The sequence below is a fragment of the Pseudomonas sp. TMB3-21 genome, from assembly GCF_054898145.1.
Genome location: NZ_CM142718.1, coordinates 2,710,838 through 2,728,711 on the forward strand (window position 1 = coordinate 2,710,838; position 17,874 = coordinate 2,728,711).

The 17,874-nt window shown below is 58.7% G+C and carries 17 protein-coding genes; 8 read left to right on the forward strand and 9 right to left on the reverse strand.

Annotation, left to right across the window (positions count from 1 at the left end; all coding sequences use genetic code 11):
- Window positions 1–86: 86 nt before the first annotated feature.
- Window positions 87–1,550, reverse strand: coding sequence for an ATP-dependent RNA helicase RhlB (gene rhlB / locus ACYZTS_RS12540; protein WP_461996197.1), 1,464 nt, complete (start codon window positions 1,548–1,550; stop codon window positions 87–89).
- Between the two features lie 86 nt (window positions 1,551–1,636).
- Window positions 1,637–2,293 carry an alpha/beta hydrolase gene (locus ACYZTS_RS12545; protein WP_461996198.1) on the reverse strand — a complete coding sequence of 219 codons (657 nt, stop codon included), beginning with the start codon at window positions 2,291–2,293 and terminating at the stop codon, window positions 1,637–1,639.
- A gap of 467 nt (window positions 2,294–2,760) precedes the next feature.
- On the opposite strand from ACYZTS_RS12545, the gene ACYZTS_RS12550 reads away from it, so the two are divergent.
- From ACYZTS_RS12550 to ACYZTS_RS12565, 4 genes are all read left to right on the forward strand, one after another.
- Window positions 2,761–3,792 (forward strand): amino acid ABC transporter substrate-binding protein, encoded by a 1,032-nt coding sequence (locus ACYZTS_RS12550; RefSeq protein ID WP_150580620.1) that lies wholly within the window; start codon window positions 2,761–2,763, stop codon window positions 3,790–3,792.
- Window positions 3,793–3,857: 65 nt separating this feature from the next.
- A complete protein-coding gene (locus ACYZTS_RS12555) occupies window positions 3,858–5,039 on the forward strand; it encodes an amino acid ABC transporter permease (RefSeq protein WP_461996200.1) in 1,182 nt (393 codons plus the stop codon).
- Window positions 5,040–5,049: 10 nt separating this feature from the next.
- The gene (locus ACYZTS_RS12560; protein WP_461996202.1) at window positions 5,050–6,147 is read left to right on the forward strand and encodes an amino acid ABC transporter permease; all 1,098 of its coding nucleotides are present in this window, start codon (window positions 5,050–5,052) and stop codon (window positions 6,145–6,147) included.
- An 11-nt stretch (window positions 6,148–6,158) separates the two neighbouring features.
- On the forward strand, window positions 6,159–6,923 hold the full coding sequence (locus tag ACYZTS_RS12565) for an amino acid ABC transporter ATP-binding protein (protein WP_028620844.1): 765 nt from the start codon (window positions 6,159–6,161) through the stop codon (window positions 6,921–6,923).
- Window positions 6,924–6,989: 66 nt separating this feature from the next.
- Here ACYZTS_RS12565 and ACYZTS_RS12570 read toward each other — a convergent pair whose 3' ends face one another.
- Window positions 6,990–7,478, reverse strand: a complete 489-nt coding sequence (locus ACYZTS_RS12570) for a type II toxin-antitoxin system MqsA family antitoxin (RefSeq protein WP_461996204.1) — start codon at window positions 7,476–7,478, stop codon at window positions 6,990–6,992.
- The gene (locus ACYZTS_RS12575; protein WP_461996206.1) at window positions 7,475–7,786 is read right to left on the reverse strand and encodes a type II toxin-antitoxin system MqsR family toxin; all 312 of its coding nucleotides are present in this window, start codon (window positions 7,784–7,786) and stop codon (window positions 7,475–7,477) included. Before ACYZTS_RS12575 ends, ACYZTS_RS12570 begins: the two co-directional genes overlap by 4 nt.
- A 166-nt stretch (window positions 7,787–7,952) precedes the next feature.
- Here ACYZTS_RS12575 and ACYZTS_RS12580 point away from each other — a divergent pair, with 166 nt between their 5' ends.
- Together ACYZTS_RS12580 and ACYZTS_RS12585 are read left to right on the forward strand one after the other, a co-directional pair.
- Window positions 7,953–8,612 carry a FadR/GntR family transcriptional regulator gene (locus ACYZTS_RS12580; RefSeq protein ID WP_461996208.1) on the forward strand — a complete coding sequence of 220 codons (660 nt, stop codon included), beginning with the start codon at window positions 7,953–7,955 and terminating at the stop codon, window positions 8,610–8,612.
- Complete coding sequence (locus tag ACYZTS_RS12585; protein ID WP_461996209.1) at window positions 8,602–9,900, forward strand: CynX/NimT family MFS transporter; 1,299 nt, start codon at window positions 8,602–8,604, stop codon at window positions 9,898–9,900. The genes ACYZTS_RS12580 and ACYZTS_RS12585 overlap by 11 nt, the downstream gene beginning before the upstream one ends.
- Window positions 9,901–10,092: 192 nt before the next feature.
- Here ACYZTS_RS12585 and ACYZTS_RS12590 read toward each other — a convergent pair whose 3' ends face one another.
- The 5 genes from ACYZTS_RS12590 to ACYZTS_RS12610 all read right to left on the reverse strand — a co-directional run bounded on the left by ACYZTS_RS12590 (window position 10,093) and on the right by ACYZTS_RS12610 (window position 16,009).
- Window positions 10,093–10,713, reverse strand: a complete 621-nt coding sequence (locus tag ACYZTS_RS12590; RefSeq protein ID WP_461996211.1) for a DUF1120 domain-containing protein — start codon at window positions 10,711–10,713, stop codon at window positions 10,093–10,095.
- A gap of 82 nt (window positions 10,714–10,795) precedes the next feature.
- Complete coding sequence (locus ACYZTS_RS12595) at window positions 10,796–11,938, reverse strand: DUF1120 domain-containing protein (RefSeq protein WP_461996213.1); 1,143 nt, start codon at window positions 11,936–11,938, stop codon at window positions 10,796–10,798.
- 10 nt (window positions 11,939–11,948) lie between these two features.
- On the reverse strand, window positions 11,949–14,411 hold the full coding sequence (locus tag ACYZTS_RS12600; RefSeq protein ID WP_461996215.1) for a fimbria/pilus outer membrane usher protein: 2,463 nt from the start codon (window positions 14,409–14,411) through the stop codon (window positions 11,949–11,951).
- Between the two features lie 140 nt (window positions 14,412–14,551).
- Complete coding sequence (locus ACYZTS_RS12605) at window positions 14,552–15,268, reverse strand: fimbria/pilus chaperone family protein (protein WP_461996217.1); 717 nt, start codon at window positions 15,266–15,268, stop codon at window positions 14,552–14,554.
- Between the two features lie 105 nt (window positions 15,269–15,373).
- Window positions 15,374–16,009, reverse strand: coding sequence for a DUF1120 domain-containing protein (locus tag ACYZTS_RS12610; protein ID WP_461996219.1), 636 nt, complete (start codon window positions 16,007–16,009; stop codon window positions 15,374–15,376).
- 343 nt (window positions 16,010–16,352) lie between these two features.
- On the opposite strand from ACYZTS_RS12610, the gene ACYZTS_RS12615 reads away from it, so the two are divergent.
- The gene (locus ACYZTS_RS12615; RefSeq protein WP_461996220.1) at window positions 16,353–16,985 is read left to right on the forward strand and encodes a response regulator; all 633 of its coding nucleotides are present in this window, start codon (window positions 16,353–16,355) and stop codon (window positions 16,983–16,985) included.
- Between the two features lie 243 nt (window positions 16,986–17,228).
- The gene (locus ACYZTS_RS12620) at window positions 17,229–17,852 is read left to right on the forward strand and encodes a DUF1120 domain-containing protein (RefSeq protein ID WP_461996222.1); all 624 of its coding nucleotides are present in this window, start codon (window positions 17,229–17,231) and stop codon (window positions 17,850–17,852) included.
- Window positions 17,853–17,874 lie beyond the last annotated feature (22 nt).

Genomic DNA, 17,874 nt, shown 5'->3' on the forward strand with positions numbered 1-17,874 from the left:
TGGACATTTAGTTCCGGTGGGCAATATCCAGGCGAAAAAAAAGCGCAGTCCGATTCCGGCTGCGCCATTTTTTGCTTTGCGCCGGATTACGGGCGCTTGCGCTCAACCGCCCGAAGCAGATGCGTCGGCGGTGTTTCGCAGCTGATCTTGCGGCCCAGCAGCGCCTCGATGGACGGTAGCTGATAGGAATCGTCTTCCCCGGCAAAGCTGATGGACACGCCATCGGCGCCGGCACGACCCGTACGACCGATGCGATGCACGTAGTCATCCGGGACTTCCGGCAGGGTAAAGTTGATCACGTGGCTGATGCCGTCGATGTGAATGCCGCGACCGGCGACATCGGTGGCAACCAGCACGCGAATCTTGCCTTCGCGGAAACCTTCGAGGGTCTTGATGCGCTTGTGCTGCGGCACGTCGCCAGACAGTTGCGCGGCGTTGACGCCATCGCGCACAAGGCGTTCCTCGATGCGTCGCACCTCATCCTTGCGGTTGGCAAACACCATCACCCGTTCCCAGCCGTTGTCGTTGACCAGGTTGTAGAGCAATTTGTACTTGTCGGCACCGGCCACCGCGTAGATGTGCTGCTCGACGTTTTCGCTGGCGACGTTCTGCGACTCGATCTCGACGATCGACGGGTCGGTCGTCCACTGTTTGGCAAGATTCATCACGTCTTCGGTGAAGGTCGCGGAGAACAGCAGCGTCTGACGCTCTTCTTTCGGCGGGGTCTGGCGAATGATCTGACGCACTTGCGGGATGAAGCCCATGTCGAGCATGCGGTCGGCTTCGTCCAGCACCATCACTTCGACCATGTCCAAGTGCACATCGCCGCGCTGGTTGAAATCGAGCAGTCGGCCAGGCGTTGCCACCAGGATGTCGCAGTGACGGGCTTCGAGGTGCTTGAGCTGCTTGTCGAAGTCCATGCCGCCGACGAAGGTCATGACATTAAGGCCGGTGTACTTGGTCAGATCGGCAGCGTCCTTGGCGATCTGCACCACCAGCTCGCGGGTTGGCGCAATGATCAGCGCGCGCGGCTCACCCATGTAGCGCTCTTTCGGCGGCGGTGTTTGCAGCAGCTGGGTGATGATCGAGATCAGAAACGCGGCGGTTTTGCCGGTGCCGGTCTGGGCGCGGCCGATGGCGTCTTTGCCGGCGAGGGTAAAACCGAGCACCTGCGCCTGGATCGGCGTGCAATACGGAAAGCCCAGGTCCTGAATGGCATGCATCAGTTCTGGCGAGAGTTTGAAATCGTGGAAGCGGGTTTTGCCTTCCTGGGGTTCAACGGCGAAATCTTCGAGTTTCCAGGGGATCACCGGCGCTTTTGGCTTGGGTTCACGACGCGGTCGCGCGGGTTTCGGAGCTTCGGCGAGCGGTTGTTCAGCGGCAACTGTCTCGACAACCGGCGCCGGCATTGCTGCCTCTGCGCTTGGGCTGCGGCCCGGCTGGATAACGTCGGCGCGGTGGCCGGGGCTGTGAGACGGAGCGGAGACTGGCGCGAGCTGCTCAGTCTCGCTTTTACCGAACATTTTCTTGAGTGCTTTGAGCACGGTCATCTCATCAATAGGTTAAGTGCCGGCCAGTGTAATGCAAGAATCGGGCGCGGCGTAGTGGGAGGGATCAATGGGCTGTTTTCCCGCGCTCAACGCAAACGCTCACCGAGCCACACGCCGATGTCGCGGATCTCTTCGGGTAACACTTCGTGACCCATTGGGTATTCCTGCCATGTCACGGTGACACCATGGTGCTTCAAGTATTCGTATGCCGTCCGCCCCATGGCGTTCTGCACCACGTCATCGTACTGACCATGCAGGGAAAGCACCGGAATGCGCTGCTGGCTGGCAGACAATTCCAGCTCTTCACTGAACGTCGGCGCATAAGTGGAGAGGGCAAGTACGCCACCCAACGGCCCCTGCCATTTCAGAAAGGCGGCATGCAAGACAACCGCGCCGCCCTGGGAAAAACCGGCGAGGAAAATCCGCGAGGCGTCTATTCCGCTGGCGCGCTGTTCTTCGATCAATGCCAGCACGCGGTCGGCCGACTCGTCGAGCTGTTCGCGACTGATCGCGCGCGCCGGACTCATGGCCAATATGTCGTACCAGCTCGGCATCTCGTAACCGCCATTGATGGTCACGGCGCGGGTCGGTGCCTGCGGCAGAACGACACGGGTGGTCAGCAAACTTTCCTGCAGCGCTTCCGCTACCGGGAGGAAGTCATAACGATCGGCGCCCAGGCCGTGCAGCCAGATAACACAGGCATCAGCGGCCTTAACAGGTTGAAGAATCAAGGGCTCGGTCATGGCTGCTCCAAATATGTGCATGCGCTCTCAATGAGTGCGTGATCTGAGTGCGCGTCGGGTTGATCAGTTAAGAAGATGTCGCAAGGTTACAAGTTTAGCTATTGACCTGTCGCGTATCGAGGTCGGCAAGCGGTCTGGTACGGGCTTTGCTATGTAAACACTTGTACGAATATTCCCACGCTTGGCGGTAACACTATCAGGCCATCGTCAGCAGCGGGATAGCAAAAAAATCCGGTGATGGATGTTCGCCAGCGGCCGCAACGGGCTTCGCGAATGTGAAAGGGCTACAGCCTGTTCGGCCGATTGGTGAGAAGCGAGGGCCCATGAAAGTGGAACTCTCCTACTCGACTTATAGCTAAGTCCTACGTCGGTTGACCCCAAAAAAAACCAACACGGGTCAACAACGCCTCATAAGGGTGCGACTGGACTCACGCTCCGACACAACAAGAGCAAAACTGGAGGTTTGAATGAAGATGTTGAAATCCACCCTGGCCGTCGTGACTGCAGCCGCAGTGCTTGGCGTCAGTGGGTTCGCTCAGGCGGGCGCGACCCTGGATGCAGTGCAGAAAAAAGGTTTCGTACAGTGCGGCGTCAGCGATGGTTTGCCGGGTTTCTCGGTACCGGATGCTACCGGCAAGATCCTCGGCATCGATGCTGACTTCTGCCGCGCAGTGGCCGCTGCCGTTTTCGGCGACGCGAACAAAGTGAAATTCAGCCAGTTGAACGCCAAAGAGCGTTTCACCGCGCTGCAGTCCGGCGAAATCGACATTCTGTCGCGCAACACCACCATGACCAGTTCGCGTGATGCGGGCATGGGCCTGAAATTTCCAGGCTTCATTACCTACTATGACGGCATCGGCTTCCTGGTGAACAACAAGCTGGGCGTGAAAAGTGCCAAGGAACTGGACGGTGCAACCATCTGCATCCAGGCCGGTACCACGACCGAGCTGAACGTTTCCGACTACTTCCGCGGCAACGGTCTGAAATACACCCCGATCACGTTCGACACCTCCGACGAAAGCGCCAAGTCGCTGGAATCCGGTCGTTGCGACGTACTGACCTCCGACAAGTCCCAACTGTTCGCCCAGCGCAGCAAGCTGGCCGCGCCGAAGGACTACGTGGTTCTGCCGGAAACCATTTCCAAGGAACCATTGGGCCCGGTCGTGCGTAATGGCGACGACGAGTGGCTGGCTGTCGTGCGCTGGACTGGCTACGCCATGCTCAACGCTGAAGAAGCCGGCATCACTTCGAAGAACGTCGAAGCCGAAGCCAAAGCCACCAAGAACCCGGACGTGGCTCGTATGCTCGGCGCTGACGGTGAATACGGCAAAGACCTGAAACTGCCGAAAGACTGGGTGGTTCAGATCATCAAGCAGGTGGGCAACTACGGCGAGGTGTTCGAGAAGAACCTTGGCAAGAGCACTCCGCTGGAAATCGACCGCGGGCTGAACGCTCTGTGGAACAACGGCGGCATTCAATACGCACCACCAGTGCGCTGATGGTTCTATCACCCGGTGGGCCAACCGCCGGGTGATGTTCTGTTCCATTACATCCGGGGCACTTCATGCAAAATTCAATCGGCGCACCAAAGCAGAGGTTCAGCCTCAGCGATCCTAAAGTGCGTGCGTGGGTATTTCAGATCGTCACCATTATTGGTGTGGTCTCGCTGGGCTGGTTTCTGTTCGATAACACGCAAACCAACCTTGAACACCGGGGCATTACCTCCGGCTTCAGTTTTCTGGAGCGCAGTGCCGGTTTCGGCATCGCTCAAACCCTGATCGGCTACACCGAATCAGACAGCTACGCCCGCGTCTTTGTCATCGGCTTGCTCAACACACTGCTGGTGACATTTATCGGTGTGATTCTGGCGACACTGCTCGGCTTCATTGTCGGCGTGGCACGGCTGTCGAAGAACTGGATCATTGCCAAACTGGCGACGGTGTACGTGGAAGTTTTCCGGAACATTCCGCCGCTGCTGCAGATCCTGTTCTGGTATTTCGCGGTGTTCCTGACCATGCCGGGGCCGCGCGCCAGCCACAACTTCGGTGACACGTTCTTCGTCAGCAGCCGTGGCCTGAACATGCCGGCCGCGCTGGCGTCGGAAGGTTTCTGGCCGTTTGTGGTGAGCGTCGTTATTGCCATCGTCGCCATCGTGATGATGTGCCGCTGGGCCAATAAACGTTTCGAAGCGACCGGCGTACCCTTCCACAAATTCTGGGTCGGCCTGGCGCTGTTGCTGGTGATTCCAGCGCTGTGCGCATTGATCTTCGGCGCGCCGGTGCATTGGGAAATGCCCGAGCTCAAGGGCTTCAACTTCGTTGGTGGCTGGGTGCTGATTCCGGAACTGCTGGCGCTCACGCTGGCGTTGACGGTGTACACCGCGGCGTTCATCGCCGAGATCGTGCGTTCGGGCATCAAGTCGGTCAGTCACGGCCAGACCGAAGCGGCGCACTCGCTCGGGCTGCGCAACGGTCCGACCCTGCGCAAGGTCATCATCCCGCAAGCCATGCGCGTGATCATCCCGCCGCTGACCAGCCAATACCTGAACCTGGCGAAAAACTCTTCGCTGGCGGCCGGTATCGGTTATCCGGAAATGGTCTCGCTGTTTGCCGGCACGGTGCTGAACCAGACCGGACAGGCGATCGAAGTGATTGCCATCACCATGAGCGTGTACCTGGCGATCAGTATCAGCATTTCTCTGCTGATGAACTGGTACAACAAGCGCATTGCGCTGATCGAGCGGTAAGGAAAAGCGCATGAGTACTCATATTTTCAAACCGGACATGCCGCCACCGAACCGCAGTATCGGGGTAGTGGCGTGGATGCGCGCGAACATGTTCTCCAGCTGGCTCAACACCCTGCTGACCCTGTTTGCGTTTTACCTGATCTACCTGGTGGTTCCGCCGATCCTCGGCTGGGCCGTCATCGACGCCAACTGGGTCGGTACCACCCAAGCGGACTGCACCAAGGAAGGCGCCTGCTGGGTGTTCATCCAGCAGCGGTTCGGCCAGTTCATGTACGGCTATTACCCGGTGGACATGCGCTGGCGCGTGGACCTGACCGTGTGGCTGGCGGTGATCGGCGTGGCGCCGTTGTTCATTTCGCGCTTCCCACGTAAAGCGGTGTACGGCCTGAGCTTCCTCGTGCTGTACCCGATCATTGCCTGGTGCCTGCTGCACGGCGGCGTGTTCGGTCTGAGCACCGTGTCGACCAGCCAATGGGGCGGCTTGATGCTGACCCTGGTGATCGCAACTGTCGGCATCGCCGGTGCGTTGCCGCTGGGGATTGTTCTGGCGCTGGGGCGTCGTTCGAACATGCCGGCGATTCGGGTGGTCTGCGTGACCTTCATTGAATTCTGGCGCGGCGTGCCGTTGATCACAGTGCTGTTCATGTCCTCGGTGATGCTGCCGCTGTTCCTGCCCGAGGGTATGAACTTCGACAAATTGCTGCGGGCGTTGATCGGCGTGATCCTGTTCCAGTCGGCGTACGTCGCCGAAGTGGTGCGCGGTGGTCTGCAAGCGATTCCCAAAGGTCAGTACGAAGCCGCTGCAGCGATGGGCCTCGGCTACTGGCGCAGCATGGGCCTGGTGATCCTGCCACAAGCCCTGAAGATGGTGATTCCGGGCATCGTCAACACTTTCATCGCGCTGTTCAAGGACACCAGCCTGGTGATCATCATCGGCCTGTTCGACTTGCTCAACAGCGTCAAACAAGCCGCCGCCGACCCGAAATGGCTGGGTATGGCCACTGAAGGCTACGTGTTTGCGGCCCTGGTGTTCTGGATTTTCTGTTTTGGTATGTCGCGCTATTCCATGCATTTGGAACGCAAGCTCGACACTGGCCACAAGCGTTAGGAGCGTAGTTTATGAGTGAAGCGATCAAACAGCCTGTGAGCCCTGAAGGCATTATTCAGATGCAGGGCGTGAACAAGTGGTATGGCCAGTTCCACGTGTTGAAAGACATCAACCTGAACGTCAAGCAGGGCGAACGTATCGTCCTGTGCGGCCCGTCGGGTTCCGGCAAGTCCACCACCATCCGCTGCCTCAACCGCTTGGAAGAACACCAGCAAGGCCGGATCGTGGTCGATGGCGTCGAGCTGACCAACGATCTTAAACAGATCGAAACGGTGCGTCGCGAAGTGGGCATGGTGTTCCAGCACTTCAATCTGTTCCCGCACCTGACCATCTTGCAGAACTGCACGCTGGCGCCGATGTGGGTGCGCAAGATGCCCAAGCGCAAGGCCGAAGAAATCGCCATGCATTACCTGGAGCGCGTACGCATTCCGGAGCAGGCGCATAAATTTCCGGGGCAGTTGTCCGGTGGTCAGCAGCAGCGCGTGGCGATTGCCCGCGCCCTGTGCATGAAGCCGAAAATCATGCTGTTCGACGAACCGACTTCGGCCCTCGATCCGGAGATGGTGAAAGAAGTTCTGGACACCATGATCGGCCTCGCCGAAGACGGCATGACCATGCTGTGCGTCACCCACGAAATGGGCTTCGCGCGTACCGTGGCCAATCGCGTGATCTTCATGGACAAAGGTGAAATCGTCGAACAGGCGTCGCCGAATGACTTCTTCGATAACCCGCAGAATGATCGGACCAAGTTGTTCTTGAGCCAGATTTTGCATTGATCAAAACACGGCAGTGAGATAAACCCGGATAACGTTCCGGGTTTATTTTTGCCGGTCATTTGGCAGTCAGGGCGCCAGCACGGTTTCCTGTTCAGGGAAGTGCGCGGCAAGTAGACGTTTCAGCTCAGAGCCTCCGTTGAGGGACTGGATTTCTGCCAGCAAATGGGGATGACGATCCAACAATCGCATTAGCGTGTACAGCGCCTGTGGAGGGGCGAGTTCACTTCGCTCGTAGCGCGAAAACGCGTTATGCCCACCTCCGGAAAGCAGCTTTACTGCGTCCTTTTGTGTGAGGTGCAGTTTGCGGCGGATGCGCTTCATCTCTGTTCCCATGATCTGAAAGCAGTCTTCCAGGAGTTTATCGCCAGCGTCGGAGTAACGCTGGGCGCTATCAGTATCATGATCGAAAATGATTTCGCCGCAGACTTTGCACTCCCAGCCGACGATGTCGTGTACCCAGCGTGACACGTTCCTGTAATCAACACTAAGACTGCGACCTTCGAAATGTTGCATGGCGTGTTGAGTACCACAACTCATACATTGCCGAGTATTCATATGTTTTGCTCCTTGAAAGAGATCACCGGGGGGCCGCCTTTGGGGCAGTACGTCACCTTGATATAGAGCTCCATCTCATGAAATTTAGTGTGGTAAACGTCCTGCCACCTTCGGTGATCCGCGTAGCAAGTCATCGACTTGTAGAGCATCCGACGTTCCAGCGAGCAAATGACTGACTCCATATCCCGCAGGTTCAGTCCCATACGCTTGCCAGACCTCAACGCGACGTGGGTAAACGCTTTGGCGCCTTGCCGTCTGACCTCTTCCCTTACAACCGCCAAGTCGTAATGAGGCGTGTTCTTCTCCATAAGAAGCCGTTAACCCATCCCTAAAATTACCCTTAAAGGGTAATTTTGACTAATCGAAAACACCGCTCCTTTTGGTACTCATTCACGGTAGACGGTTGCCGTCCTACGCGAAGCTGACTAACATGTCAGAAAATTCATCCTATGATTGGATGAAAGGGCGGATTCCATGTCAGACATTTCTCCACTCGTTAAACGCTCCCTGGTCGACCAGGCGCTGGATCAGCTTCGCCTGAGAATCAACCAAGGTGCCTGGGTCGTCGGCCAGCGTTTGCCCACCGAGCCCGAGTTGTCGGCAGAGCTGGGCATCAGTCGCAACACCGTGCGCGAAGCGATGCGCGTGCTGGCGTTTAGCGGTTTGATCGAGATCCGCCAGGGAGATGGCAGTTACCTGCGGGCGGTGGTTGACCCGCTCGACACCGTAAAGGCCTTGTCGCGCTGTACGGCTGAACAAGCGCGCGAGACGCGGCACATCCTTGAAGTCGAGGCGATCGGTCTCGCTGCACTGCGCCGCACGGATGAAGATCTGCAAGCGCTGCGCGAGGCGCTCGGCGTCAGCGGCAGCCATTATCACGGCGACCTCGACACGTATATCGCCTGCGATCTGGTGTTTCATCGCCGGTTGGTAGCCGCCGCGCACAACCCCGCGCTCAGCGAGCTGTATGGCTATTTTTCCAGCATTGTCGGTGCGCAATTGCGCCACTGCCTGAACATCACACCGCGACGCCAGGAACTGTTCGATTTGCATATCGAACTGCTTGATGCCGTAGAGCAATGCGACCCCGAACGGGCCAAAGCCCTGTCGAGGCGGTTGATCAATGAACCTTGAAACCGAGAAATCCATGTCCAGTAACACGCAACAAAACAAGCGCACGGCTGAGCTAGAAGAGCTGCTGATCGACGCCGAAGCTGATGACGACGAAGTCCAGCAACGCCCCCCGTTACTGCGCCGCCCGTGGCTGCTGTTGCTGGGCCTGATCCTGGTGGCACTGAACCTGCGCCCGGCGCTGTCGAGCATGGCGCCGATGCTCAGCGAAATCTCCAGAGCCCTCGGGCTATCCGCCGCGCAGGCCGGTCTTCTGACTACGCTGCCGGTGCTTTGCCTGGGTCTGTTTGCACCGCTGGCACCGATCCTCGCACGTCGTTTCGGCGCCGAGCGGGTGGTGCTGGGGATTCTGCTGACGCTGGCCGCCGGGATTATCGTGCGCAGCTCGTTCGGTCAGATCGGCCTGTTTGCTGGCAGCGTAATGGCCGGGGCGAGTATCGGCGTGATTGGCGTTTTACTGCCGGGCATCGTCAAACGTGACTTCGCCAAACATGCCGGCACCATGACCGGGGTGTACACCATGGCCCTGTGTCTGGGCGCCGCCATGGCAGCGGGCGCGACCGTGCCATTGAGCGAGCATTTTGACCATAGCTGGGCAGTAGGTCTCGGCATTTGGGTCATTCCGGCGGTGGTCGCGGCGATCTTCTGGTTACCCCAGGTCGGACCGAAACACGGTGCGCATCAAGTGGCTTATCGCGTTCGCGGACTGTTGCGCGATCGACTGGCCTGGCAAGTGACCTTGTACATGGGCCTGCAATCGTCGCTGGCGTACATCGTTTTCGGCTGGTTGCCGTCGATTCTCATCGGCCGCGGACTGACGCCGACCCAGGCCGGCCTGGTGCTCTCGGGCTCAGTGATTGTGCAATTGGCGAGTTCTCTGGCCGCACCGTGGCTGGCCACGCGCGGTAAGGACCAGCGACTGGCGATTGTGGTGGTCATGGCGCTGGTTCTCGGCGGCTTGTTCGGTTGCCTGTACGCACCAATCGAAGGCCTGTGGGGCTGGGCAATTATTCTGGGCCTGGGCCAGGGCGGTGCATTCAGCCTGGCACTGACGTTGATCGTGCTGCGCTCGCGCGATTCCCACGTCGCCGCCAACCTGTCGGGCATGGCTCAGGGCTTCGGCTACACGCTCGCCTCGATGGGACCATTCGCGGTCGGGGTTGTGCACGACTGGACCGGTGGGTGGTCGGCCGTCGGCTGGATCTTCGGCGTGATCGGCCTGGGTGCAATCGTCGCCGGCCTCGGCGCCGGGCGATCGCTCTACGTTCAAGCGGTCAGCGAAAAGGTCTGAGTTACACAACGTCCAGCGTCGCTGAGCCGTCGAGTTGCACGTCGCCACTCACGTCCAGCCCGGCGGTCGGTGCGATAACGGTCTGCAAGTGTCAGCGGGCTCAATATGCAGCGGATAGAGCCCGACCTTTGAAGCTGTCACGGCGCTGTGCTGAACCGTTCGCTGGTCAGCGAGCGGCTCAGCGATTGGCGCTTACAGGTACTTCATTTCAAATGTTACAGACCCATTGATAACGACATCGTCTATCAGGGTCAGTCCGTTGGTCGGAGCAATGTGGGTAGTGACCAGCAGATCAATCCCCATATCCTGCGCTGCCAGCGGGGTGGTCGGATCGGCACTGGAAGCCACGGAAAGGAGGCGCCCAGGTCTCATGTGATGATGGGCATGCCAGGTGCTGCCGTCGTTGGTCGAGATAATTGTCTGCGCGGGTTTTCCGTCGGCCAGCGTATTACTCATGGTCGTGACGATAAAGCCCAGCCGTTCTGCCGCGTTCGTCAGCCCAAGGCCCCACCAGTCCCCGTTCGATGCGGTCCCGGGATTGTTATCGACGGGCGCGAGGGCGAACTGGACCGGCGCCACACAGTTCACAGTCAATTGCAGCGTGTCCCTGCCTATGATTGTGTTTGTCGTCTCATTGAGGTCTTTCGCGGCGATCTTGCCGTAGTCCACAACTCCGCCGTTCGACAAAAGCGGTGTGCATGCCGTCGGGGTAATGGTGCCGGTGACCGTCAAGTCGGTGCTGGAAGCGGCCCATGCAAGGGGCATGGCGCCCAGAAGGACGGTGGTAGCGAATGCTGTAAGGGTTTTTTTCATCTTGTTACTCTCTTTGATTGAAGTTGTCCCACTAACCAAAAGTGCAACATGCACCGCGGATTCGGCAGGGCTCGTTTGGGTGTTACAGGTAAATGATTTCGAGGGTTCCCGAGCCATCGAGCTCAACGGCAGTGCTCAGATCAAGGCTATTCAGGGGCGCTATGACGGCATCAACGGTCACGGTGCTCGTGAGGTTCTGGATGGCCACCGGCCCGGCCGTGCTGCCAGCGCTGTCGGTGAAACCCAGGTAGCTCTTCTGGCCTATCGAAATCGGCTTCGATTGGGCGGTGCTCCAGGCGTTGCCATTGGTGGTGGAGTCGGTTCGGTAGAGACGGGAAAAGCTGTCGGCGCTGGCGTCGGTTGGGTCGATGCTCAGTGAATAGAGGCCGATCCTGTTGACGCGACTGTCTGTGCCGAGTCCATAGTAAATTTCGCTGTTGACCGTGGCCGAGCCGAGGCGGTTGTCCTGCATGGTGAGGGCGAATATCGTGGGTGCATCGCAGGTCACGCGCAGCGTTAACGACCTGGCCGCCAGTCGTGTGCTTTTGTCGTTGTTCAGGTCGTTTTTTGACAGGGTTCCAAAGTCGACCAGGCCACCGCTGGACAGTGATGGTTCACACGCCGCCGGGGCAAAACGGGCCCGCAGGTTGAGGTCTTGGCTGCGGCCGGCGGATACGGCGTCGAACACACCGGAAGCCTCCCAGGTCACCGCATCGCGCACCCGCATCCCTTGCTCCTCGACCGAGGCGCTTACTTCCAGGTGCGCTGAGAAACGATGGCCTTGCGTCGGCACGCCAGCCTGTACGGGTATGACTGCGTGGTGAGGTCGCCAGATCAGGCTCGCTGCGCTTTCCACTGGCGCTTGACCGACGCCGGCAATCAGCCCGATGTCCACCGATCGGCCATCCAGTAGCGCATCGCGAATCCGAATCCGGTAACTGCCGCGTTCGGCGAAATGAAAACGCTCGGCCGTCGCCGCCATGGCTCGATAGAACACGCTCATGTCGACAGCTTGCGAACAGCTGAGCGTAAGGTTCACCGGGCGCTCGCCAAGCAGGCGTTCAGCGGCAGATTCAGGCTGTATCGCCCGGTTCATGAGTCCGAAGTCGAGCACTGACTGGCTCACGCTCAACTGACAGTCATCCGCGGCTGCCATCGCCAGTGGGGTGAACCCGCCCAGGGCAAACGGGATGAGGGGCAACAGTAAGTAGCGGGAGAGATTCATGGAGTCATCCTCAAAGTGCCCGGCACTTGGCGGTGGTGGTCTCGTAGTACGCCTCGGCGTCGGCGTCGGCCGGCAGTTCGAAAAGCAGTTCGCAACGCTCCAGGCCGGGTGCGGTAATCCACAACGCGGACCGGTCGAGTACGTTGGGCAAAAACACCAGGCCACCGTCCTGCACCAGGGTGACGAATTCACCCGCTTCGGTATTCACCGCAGCCCCGCGCGGCAACGGCGCGCCATTGGCGGTGACGACTTTGAGCAGCGCACGGCGGGTGGTGCTGATGCCGAATTCGACGGTGTCGACGGCCCCTCGGCCCGCCGAAATTACCGCCAGCCCGTTATGGATGTCGGCATTGCGTGGCAGGGTTTTGGTATCGACTTCGACGGTGCTGCGCCCGTAAGCGCTGACATTCGCGACCACGGCCTGACCTTGCCAGTCAGTCCAGACCGGGCCGCTTGGCGTGGTCACTTTGATGGCGCCCATGTCGCCGACGGACAGCAGCGCAAAGGTGTCGCTGATCGGATATGGCGAGAAGGTCAAGCCGCCACCGTGCAACACCGCGCCACCCCGCGCACTGGCCTGATAGCTGGACTGTTCGGTATTGGCGCGGGTGTAATTGAAGTCCAGTTGGCTGTAGCGCGGCAGCACCGAAACGCCGAGCGAAGATTGCGCCTGCCTGTTGCGAGTGTCGTGTTCGACGCCGACCCGATAAGCGAATTGGTCGGTGAGCTGTTCGTTCACGCCGATGCCGCTGCGGTATTCGCCCGCCGAACTGCGCACCCAGGAGCGCCCCCGCCGGTTCTGTCCCAATGGCATGCTCAGGTTCAGGTAAACGCTGTCATCGCTGCGCGCCGCCCCGCTAAGCTGCCATTCGGCCGTTGCTGAAACCGACACACCGCCGATGTGGGTGCCCCATGACGCCAAGGCGCGGCTGCTACTGAGGCCGTCAAATGAAGCGGACCGACTGAACCCGCTGCTGAAAGCGCCCAGCCACGGGTGTGACCACGACAGGCCCAGACTTTGCTGGTCGCGATAGCGGGATTTGTTGCCGTCGGAGCTCTCGCCGAACACCGCATCTTCCAGCTCCCGATAGCCGAACGTGCGATAAGAACTGCCGGCGCTCAGCGCCCAATGCTCGCCCAAACGGTGCGAAGCGGTGAGATCGGCCTGCAAACCTGTGCTGTGCTGTTTGCCGCTGGCTTCAGCGCCGGTCAGCGCGGTATGCAGCTGGGTATCGGGTGAGAGCAACAGACCGACACTGGCACCCGCGGCATGGTAATCGGCGGCACCGGTGAGCCCTGCGCCCAGCAGCACTTGCGGGTGAAGTGCGCCGCTCCAGCCGCCGCTGATCACCCAGGGATTGCCGGCTTGCTCGTCGTTGCTGTTGCGCAACTGACCCGCCGCCAGCGAGTAGCCGGGCGCTGGCAAACCGACGCCGAGCATCGCGGCGGGCACGATGAAGCTGCGTTCGCTGCCATCGCTTTCCTTGACGGTCACTTCCACATCGGTGCGACTGTTGAGGCGGCGCACATCGTTAAGCGTAAACGGCCCGGCAGGCACCACGGTGGAATGAATCAGTGCGCCGTTCTGCCGCACTTCGATCTGCGCCTGGCTGTGAGCGATCCCTTCGATGACGGCCTTCTGACCTTCACCCTGCAACGCTTGCTCGGTCAGGACCTGCACGCCGGTTATCTGGGCTCCGGCCAGCACCGGATTGTAGAGACTGATCTGGCCCGCTTGCAGCACCGCTTCCTGACGGGCGAAGGTGCGCTGGGCATACGCAGCAATGTGGTTAGTGCGCGACAGGTCGTCCTGCCATGTATGCACCTGACGGCTGCGGACGATCCAGTCGCCGGCGTTGAAACCCAGCTCGGTGTTGGCCGATGCGTACCGACTGGTTTGGTCGCCGGAACGGTTGTGCAGACCCGTCACGCTGTAATTGAGCAAACCGGCCACGCCGCCCGTTTGATAACCGGAAAAATCCCGGGCCGCGATGCGAATCGCGTCAGTGGGCACCAGCAATGACACCGCAAGGTTCGCCGGATCCGTTTCAACTACGGCTTGCGGCGAGGTGCTGAGGAAGTCAAAACAGCGTCCGTCGTCGAGTACACGCTCGGGCACCTTCAAGTTGCCCGCGTCAAGCAGTGCGCGGTCGAAGCACAGTACGCCTTCACGATCGAACGTGACGTCGACCCGGCCGTGGCGCCGGCCGTTGACGGTCAGGGTCGCCGGATGGGTGCCCGGTGTGAATTGCGGCGCTTGCATCAGCAAGGTGGCCAGCGCCGGGTCGATACCTCGTTGTATCAGCGTGTGCTGGTCGAACGACGTCGGCGACGCACCTTGAGCATTGGCCATCACCGCAGCGTTGCTCAGCAGCACGGACACGAGCGCCGCTTGCCGCAGCCATGCTCGCGCGGCGGACTCTTGAGTACCAGGCATGGCTTCGCCATCACGGTAAATCCTCACAGTGTTCATTGGGGTTTCACTTGGGTTATTTCAGCGTGCCGCCCAGTTTCGCCATGGCGTCATGCAGCCGCGTGGCGATGGTTAAAGTGCCGTCGCTGGAAGCATCTGCGCTCACGGTTCCTTCGGTGCGCGGTGAAAGTGCTACGGCTTCAGATCTTGATGTCCGCCTCATAGTGCGGCACGGCAAAACCGTAGACAGTTGCGGGTTGAAACCGCACTTGCGTGGCCGCCGACTCAGGTACTGGAATGCGGATGTGTTCGCCAGGCAGTACGTAGGATCTGGGCAACATTGCGGTGGCGGCGGACGGCAACAATTGCACCTCCTGGCCTAGCCGCACCACGTATGGCGTGTCATTGCCTACGGTCAGTTGGCCGTCTTTGAGTGACCATTGCAGATCCGTCCAGGGCGTACGGTTGGGTGCCAGGCCTTTGGGGTGCAGAATCACCGGCAGGTTCTGCCGCACCGTCACGCCGACGCGGGCGTGGCCTGGCGCTGCGGCAGCCTTGCCTTGCCGGATGCCCTCGAAAATCACCCGTTTGAGGCGCTGGGTCTGCAGAGGTTTTTCGGTTTGCAAGATGAACCGCACCAGTTGCGTTTGCGAGGCCTCGACGCGTGCCAGCGGCGGCGTCACGAACACCAGCGACTCGGTGTCCTCGGGAATGTTTTCAACGGTGACGTGCATCAACGCCACGCTGCTGTCGGTGTTGGTCACCGAGATCGAAGCTTCGCCGTCAGCTTCGTTGACTATCACAACCGACGTGTTCGGGACCATGCCGTCGGCATGCACCTGAAGGGACGACAGCAGCGTCGCTGCGACCAAGGCGACAGGAATCAAGGGTCGTGCGAATGTGCAAAAAATCGTCATGACGTGACTCGTTTCATTTCCAGAAATGGGAGCGATATGTAAACGCTTAGGTTGATCAAGCGGGCAGCGCGGCAGATTGCCCGCCACCCGCTTGTTGGCCATGCGCTACAGGTACTTCACTTCGAGAGTTGCCGAGCCGTCGATCAACACTTCATCCGTTAGAGTCAGGCTGTCGGCGCGCGCGATAAATGCGCCAACGTTCATATTCATCGTGAGATTTTTAGTGGCGACGGGTAGCCAGCTTCCGGTGGATTTATCTCCAGCAGCCGTCCACATGGTGGGAGGAGTTCCATCACCCTCGTCATGTCTATCCCATGTTGTTCCTTGATTGACCGAGGCGACCATCGACGTCGCACCGTTTTCAGTGACTGCGTCGGAATAGGACAAATCGAACGCGCCCAGTTTTTCACTGGAGTTGGTCATACCCAGGCCGTACATTACGCCAGGAAACAGCGTCGAACTTGCGCGGTTATCTACGAGATGCAATGCAAACCGGGTTGCTGCGTCGCACTCGATATTTACTTGCAGTGGTGTTCGGCCCAAAAACGTTGTTTGGGTTTGATTAAGGTCTTTCGCTGCAATCTTCCCGTAATCAATATTGCCGTTATTGGCCAGCCCAGGTGTGCACGCCGCTGGGGTAATAATGCCGGTGACAGTCAGGTCGGTGGTAGACGCGGCAAATACTGACGAGGTGCCGGTTAGCAGGATTGCGGCTGTCAGGACGGACAAATGTCTGAGCATGTTTTGACTCTTCCTTTTTTGATTGTTAGTTGCCCCATTTGGGAGAGAGCGCAAGATAGCGGTCCCGTCAGTTCAGTGAAATACAACTAATACGAAACTAAGCGAGCCATATATGAACGAGTGTTACGGGCTTCAAATCGTTAGCTCTGTAGTCTTCTGAGCCTTTGCCCTGTCGTCTATAAGCTTGAAACAACGTAAGGCGATTCCTTTTGTTTTATAGGAGAAGGATCGAAGGCCCTGACGCGTTGGGTGAACTCAATCCGCCAATTGGGAGGTGGCGTTGTCGCGGGAGCAGGACGGCGCTATTTTCGCGTCTTCCACTCACCAAAGGACGTATCCGACAATGCGCGTAATTATTGCCGACGACCATCCCGTCGTTCGCATCGGTCTGCGAATGCTCGTCGATGTAACCCGCACGTGCGTGGTAGTGGGGGAGGCAGAGGGGCCTGACAGTTTATTGAGCCTTCTCTCCCATACGCCTTGCGATCTTCTGATCACGGACTTCTGCATGCCGGGGGATTTGCAGGCCGATGGGTTGAAGTTGATCTGTACTTTGCATCGTCGCTACCCGAGATTACCGATCATTCTGGTCACGATGTTGGCTAATGCCCCGACACTCAGATCTGCCATCGATCAGGGGGCAATGGCGATTGTCGCCAAAGGCGCCTCGGCAAAAGAGTTGCCTATGGCGATCAAGTCGGTGAGCGAGGGCAGGGGGTTCATCAGCGAACTATTCCGCGTGCCCTTGGCGCACTGCGGCACAGAGGCACAGTCGCTCTCTGCAACGCTGTCGGTCAAAGAGCGTGAGGTTGTCAGAATGCTCGCCAGCGGTATGACCGTGAGCGAAATTGCCGCCTGTTTCCAACGTAGCGTTTCTACCATCAGCAAACAGAAAAATATGGCCATGCAACGACTGGGTGTGTCCACGGATGTGGACCTTTTTGCCTATGCGCGCGAAAGCGGTATGGTGCATTGATTTCTTTCTGCAGTGGCCCCATCAGATAATAGTTGGTTGTTCAATAAATTGTGTGGCTGGCCTTTGTTTGTTACAGATGCCGAGCCTGACAGGCCAGATTCGTATTAGTTGTATTTCTGTTGGGCAGTTGCCGGCTTACATTGTTGTCGAAGCTTGCGCGGTCGATTCATACGAATTTGTCTTTGTAGGAATATTTGCGCGCATAGATTTCGCATTCAATGAAATATCTTAAGGACTGAGTAAATGAATAAAAAGTTAAGCTTGATGGCTGCCTCATTGCTCCTGGCCGGTGCATCGAACGCATTTGCCGCACCAGGTGCGGATTTGACCGTTACAGGTCTTATCACGCCCTCCGCCTGTACGCCGGAGTTGTCGAATGGTGGAGTAGTGGATCATGGGAAGATTTCAATAAAGGATCTGGCCTGGAATACCAAGCTCGAAAAAGTAACGCTGCAGTTAAAGGTCGATTGCGCTGCATCTACGTTTTTCGCAATAAAAAGTACCGATAATAGAAAAGGTAGCGCCACCAATGACGGATGGGATACCCCATCCCTTTACGGTCTGGGTTTGAGTGCCGATAACCAGAAGCTTGGCAATTATGGGCTGACGATGGAGAACGCGATCGCTGACGGCACGGATCGTCTGCTTATTGAATCGGCTAATGGCAATACCTGGTTCCATGCTTCGCCAGATACAGTCTGGCAACCCGGTTGGATGAGGTCGGTCAGCGCCCCGGGCTATATACCAGCCGCCGTACAAAATCTGCTGGCTGACCTGGTAATTGCAACGACAGTAAGAAAACCCACCATGACCACGGATGAAATCCGCCTGGACGGTAGCGCGACACTGGATGTCGTGTACCTGTAATCCGCTTGGGGCATCATTCACG

Excerpts from the sequence above, each read along its gene's own strand:
- rhlB (WP_461996197.1), bottom strand. The coding sequence starts at position 1,550 with ATGACCGTGCTCAAAGCACTCAAGAAAATGTTCGGTAAAAGCGAGACT.
- ACYZTS_RS12545 (WP_461996198.1), bottom strand. The coding sequence starts at position 2,293 with ATGACCGAGCCCTTGATTCTTCAACCTGTTAAGGCCGCTGATGCCTGT.
- ACYZTS_RS12550 (WP_150580620.1), top strand. The coding sequence starts at position 2,761 with ATGAAGATGTTGAAATCCACCCTGGCCGTCGTGACTGCAGCCGCAGTG.
- ACYZTS_RS12555 (WP_461996200.1), top strand. The coding sequence starts at position 3,858 with ATGCAAAATTCAATCGGCGCACCAAAGCAGAGGTTCAGCCTCAGCGAT.
- ACYZTS_RS12560 (WP_461996202.1), top strand. The coding sequence starts at position 5,050 with ATGAGTACTCATATTTTCAAACCGGACATGCCGCCACCGAACCGCAGT.
- ACYZTS_RS12565 (WP_028620844.1), top strand. The coding sequence starts at position 6,159 with ATGAGTGAAGCGATCAAACAGCCTGTGAGCCCTGAAGGCATTATTCAG.
- ACYZTS_RS12570 (WP_461996204.1), bottom strand. The coding sequence starts at position 7,478 with ATGAATACTCGGCAATGTATGAGTTGTGGTACTCAACACGCCATGCAA.
- ACYZTS_RS12575 (WP_461996206.1), bottom strand. The coding sequence starts at position 7,786 with ATGGAGAAGAACACGCCTCATTACGACTTGGCGGTTGTAAGGGAAGAG.
- ACYZTS_RS12580 (WP_461996208.1), top strand. The coding sequence starts at position 7,953 with ATGTCAGACATTTCTCCACTCGTTAAACGCTCCCTGGTCGACCAGGCG.
- ACYZTS_RS12585 (WP_461996209.1), top strand. The coding sequence starts at position 8,602 with ATGAACCTTGAAACCGAGAAATCCATGTCCAGTAACACGCAACAAAAC.
- ACYZTS_RS12590 (WP_461996211.1), bottom strand. The coding sequence starts at position 10,713 with ATGAAAAAAACCCTTACAGCATTCGCTACCACCGTCCTTCTGGGCGCC.
- ACYZTS_RS12595 (WP_461996213.1), bottom strand. The coding sequence starts at position 11,938 with ATGAATCTCTCCCGCTACTTACTGTTGCCCCTCATCCCGTTTGCCCTG.
- ACYZTS_RS12600 (WP_461996215.1), bottom strand. The coding sequence starts at position 14,411 with ATGAACACTGTGAGGATTTACCGTGATGGCGAAGCCATGCCTGGTACT.
- ACYZTS_RS12605 (WP_461996217.1), bottom strand. The coding sequence starts at position 15,268 with ATGACGATTTTTTGCACATTCGCACGACCCTTGATTCCTGTCGCCTTG.
- ACYZTS_RS12610 (WP_461996219.1), bottom strand. The coding sequence starts at position 16,009 with ATGCTCAGACATTTGTCCGTCCTGACAGCCGCAATCCTGCTAACCGGC.
- ACYZTS_RS12615 (WP_461996220.1), top strand. The coding sequence starts at position 16,353 with ATGCGCGTAATTATTGCCGACGACCATCCCGTCGTTCGCATCGGTCTG.
- ACYZTS_RS12620 (WP_461996222.1), top strand. The coding sequence starts at position 17,229 with ATGAATAAAAAGTTAAGCTTGATGGCTGCCTCATTGCTCCTGGCCGGT.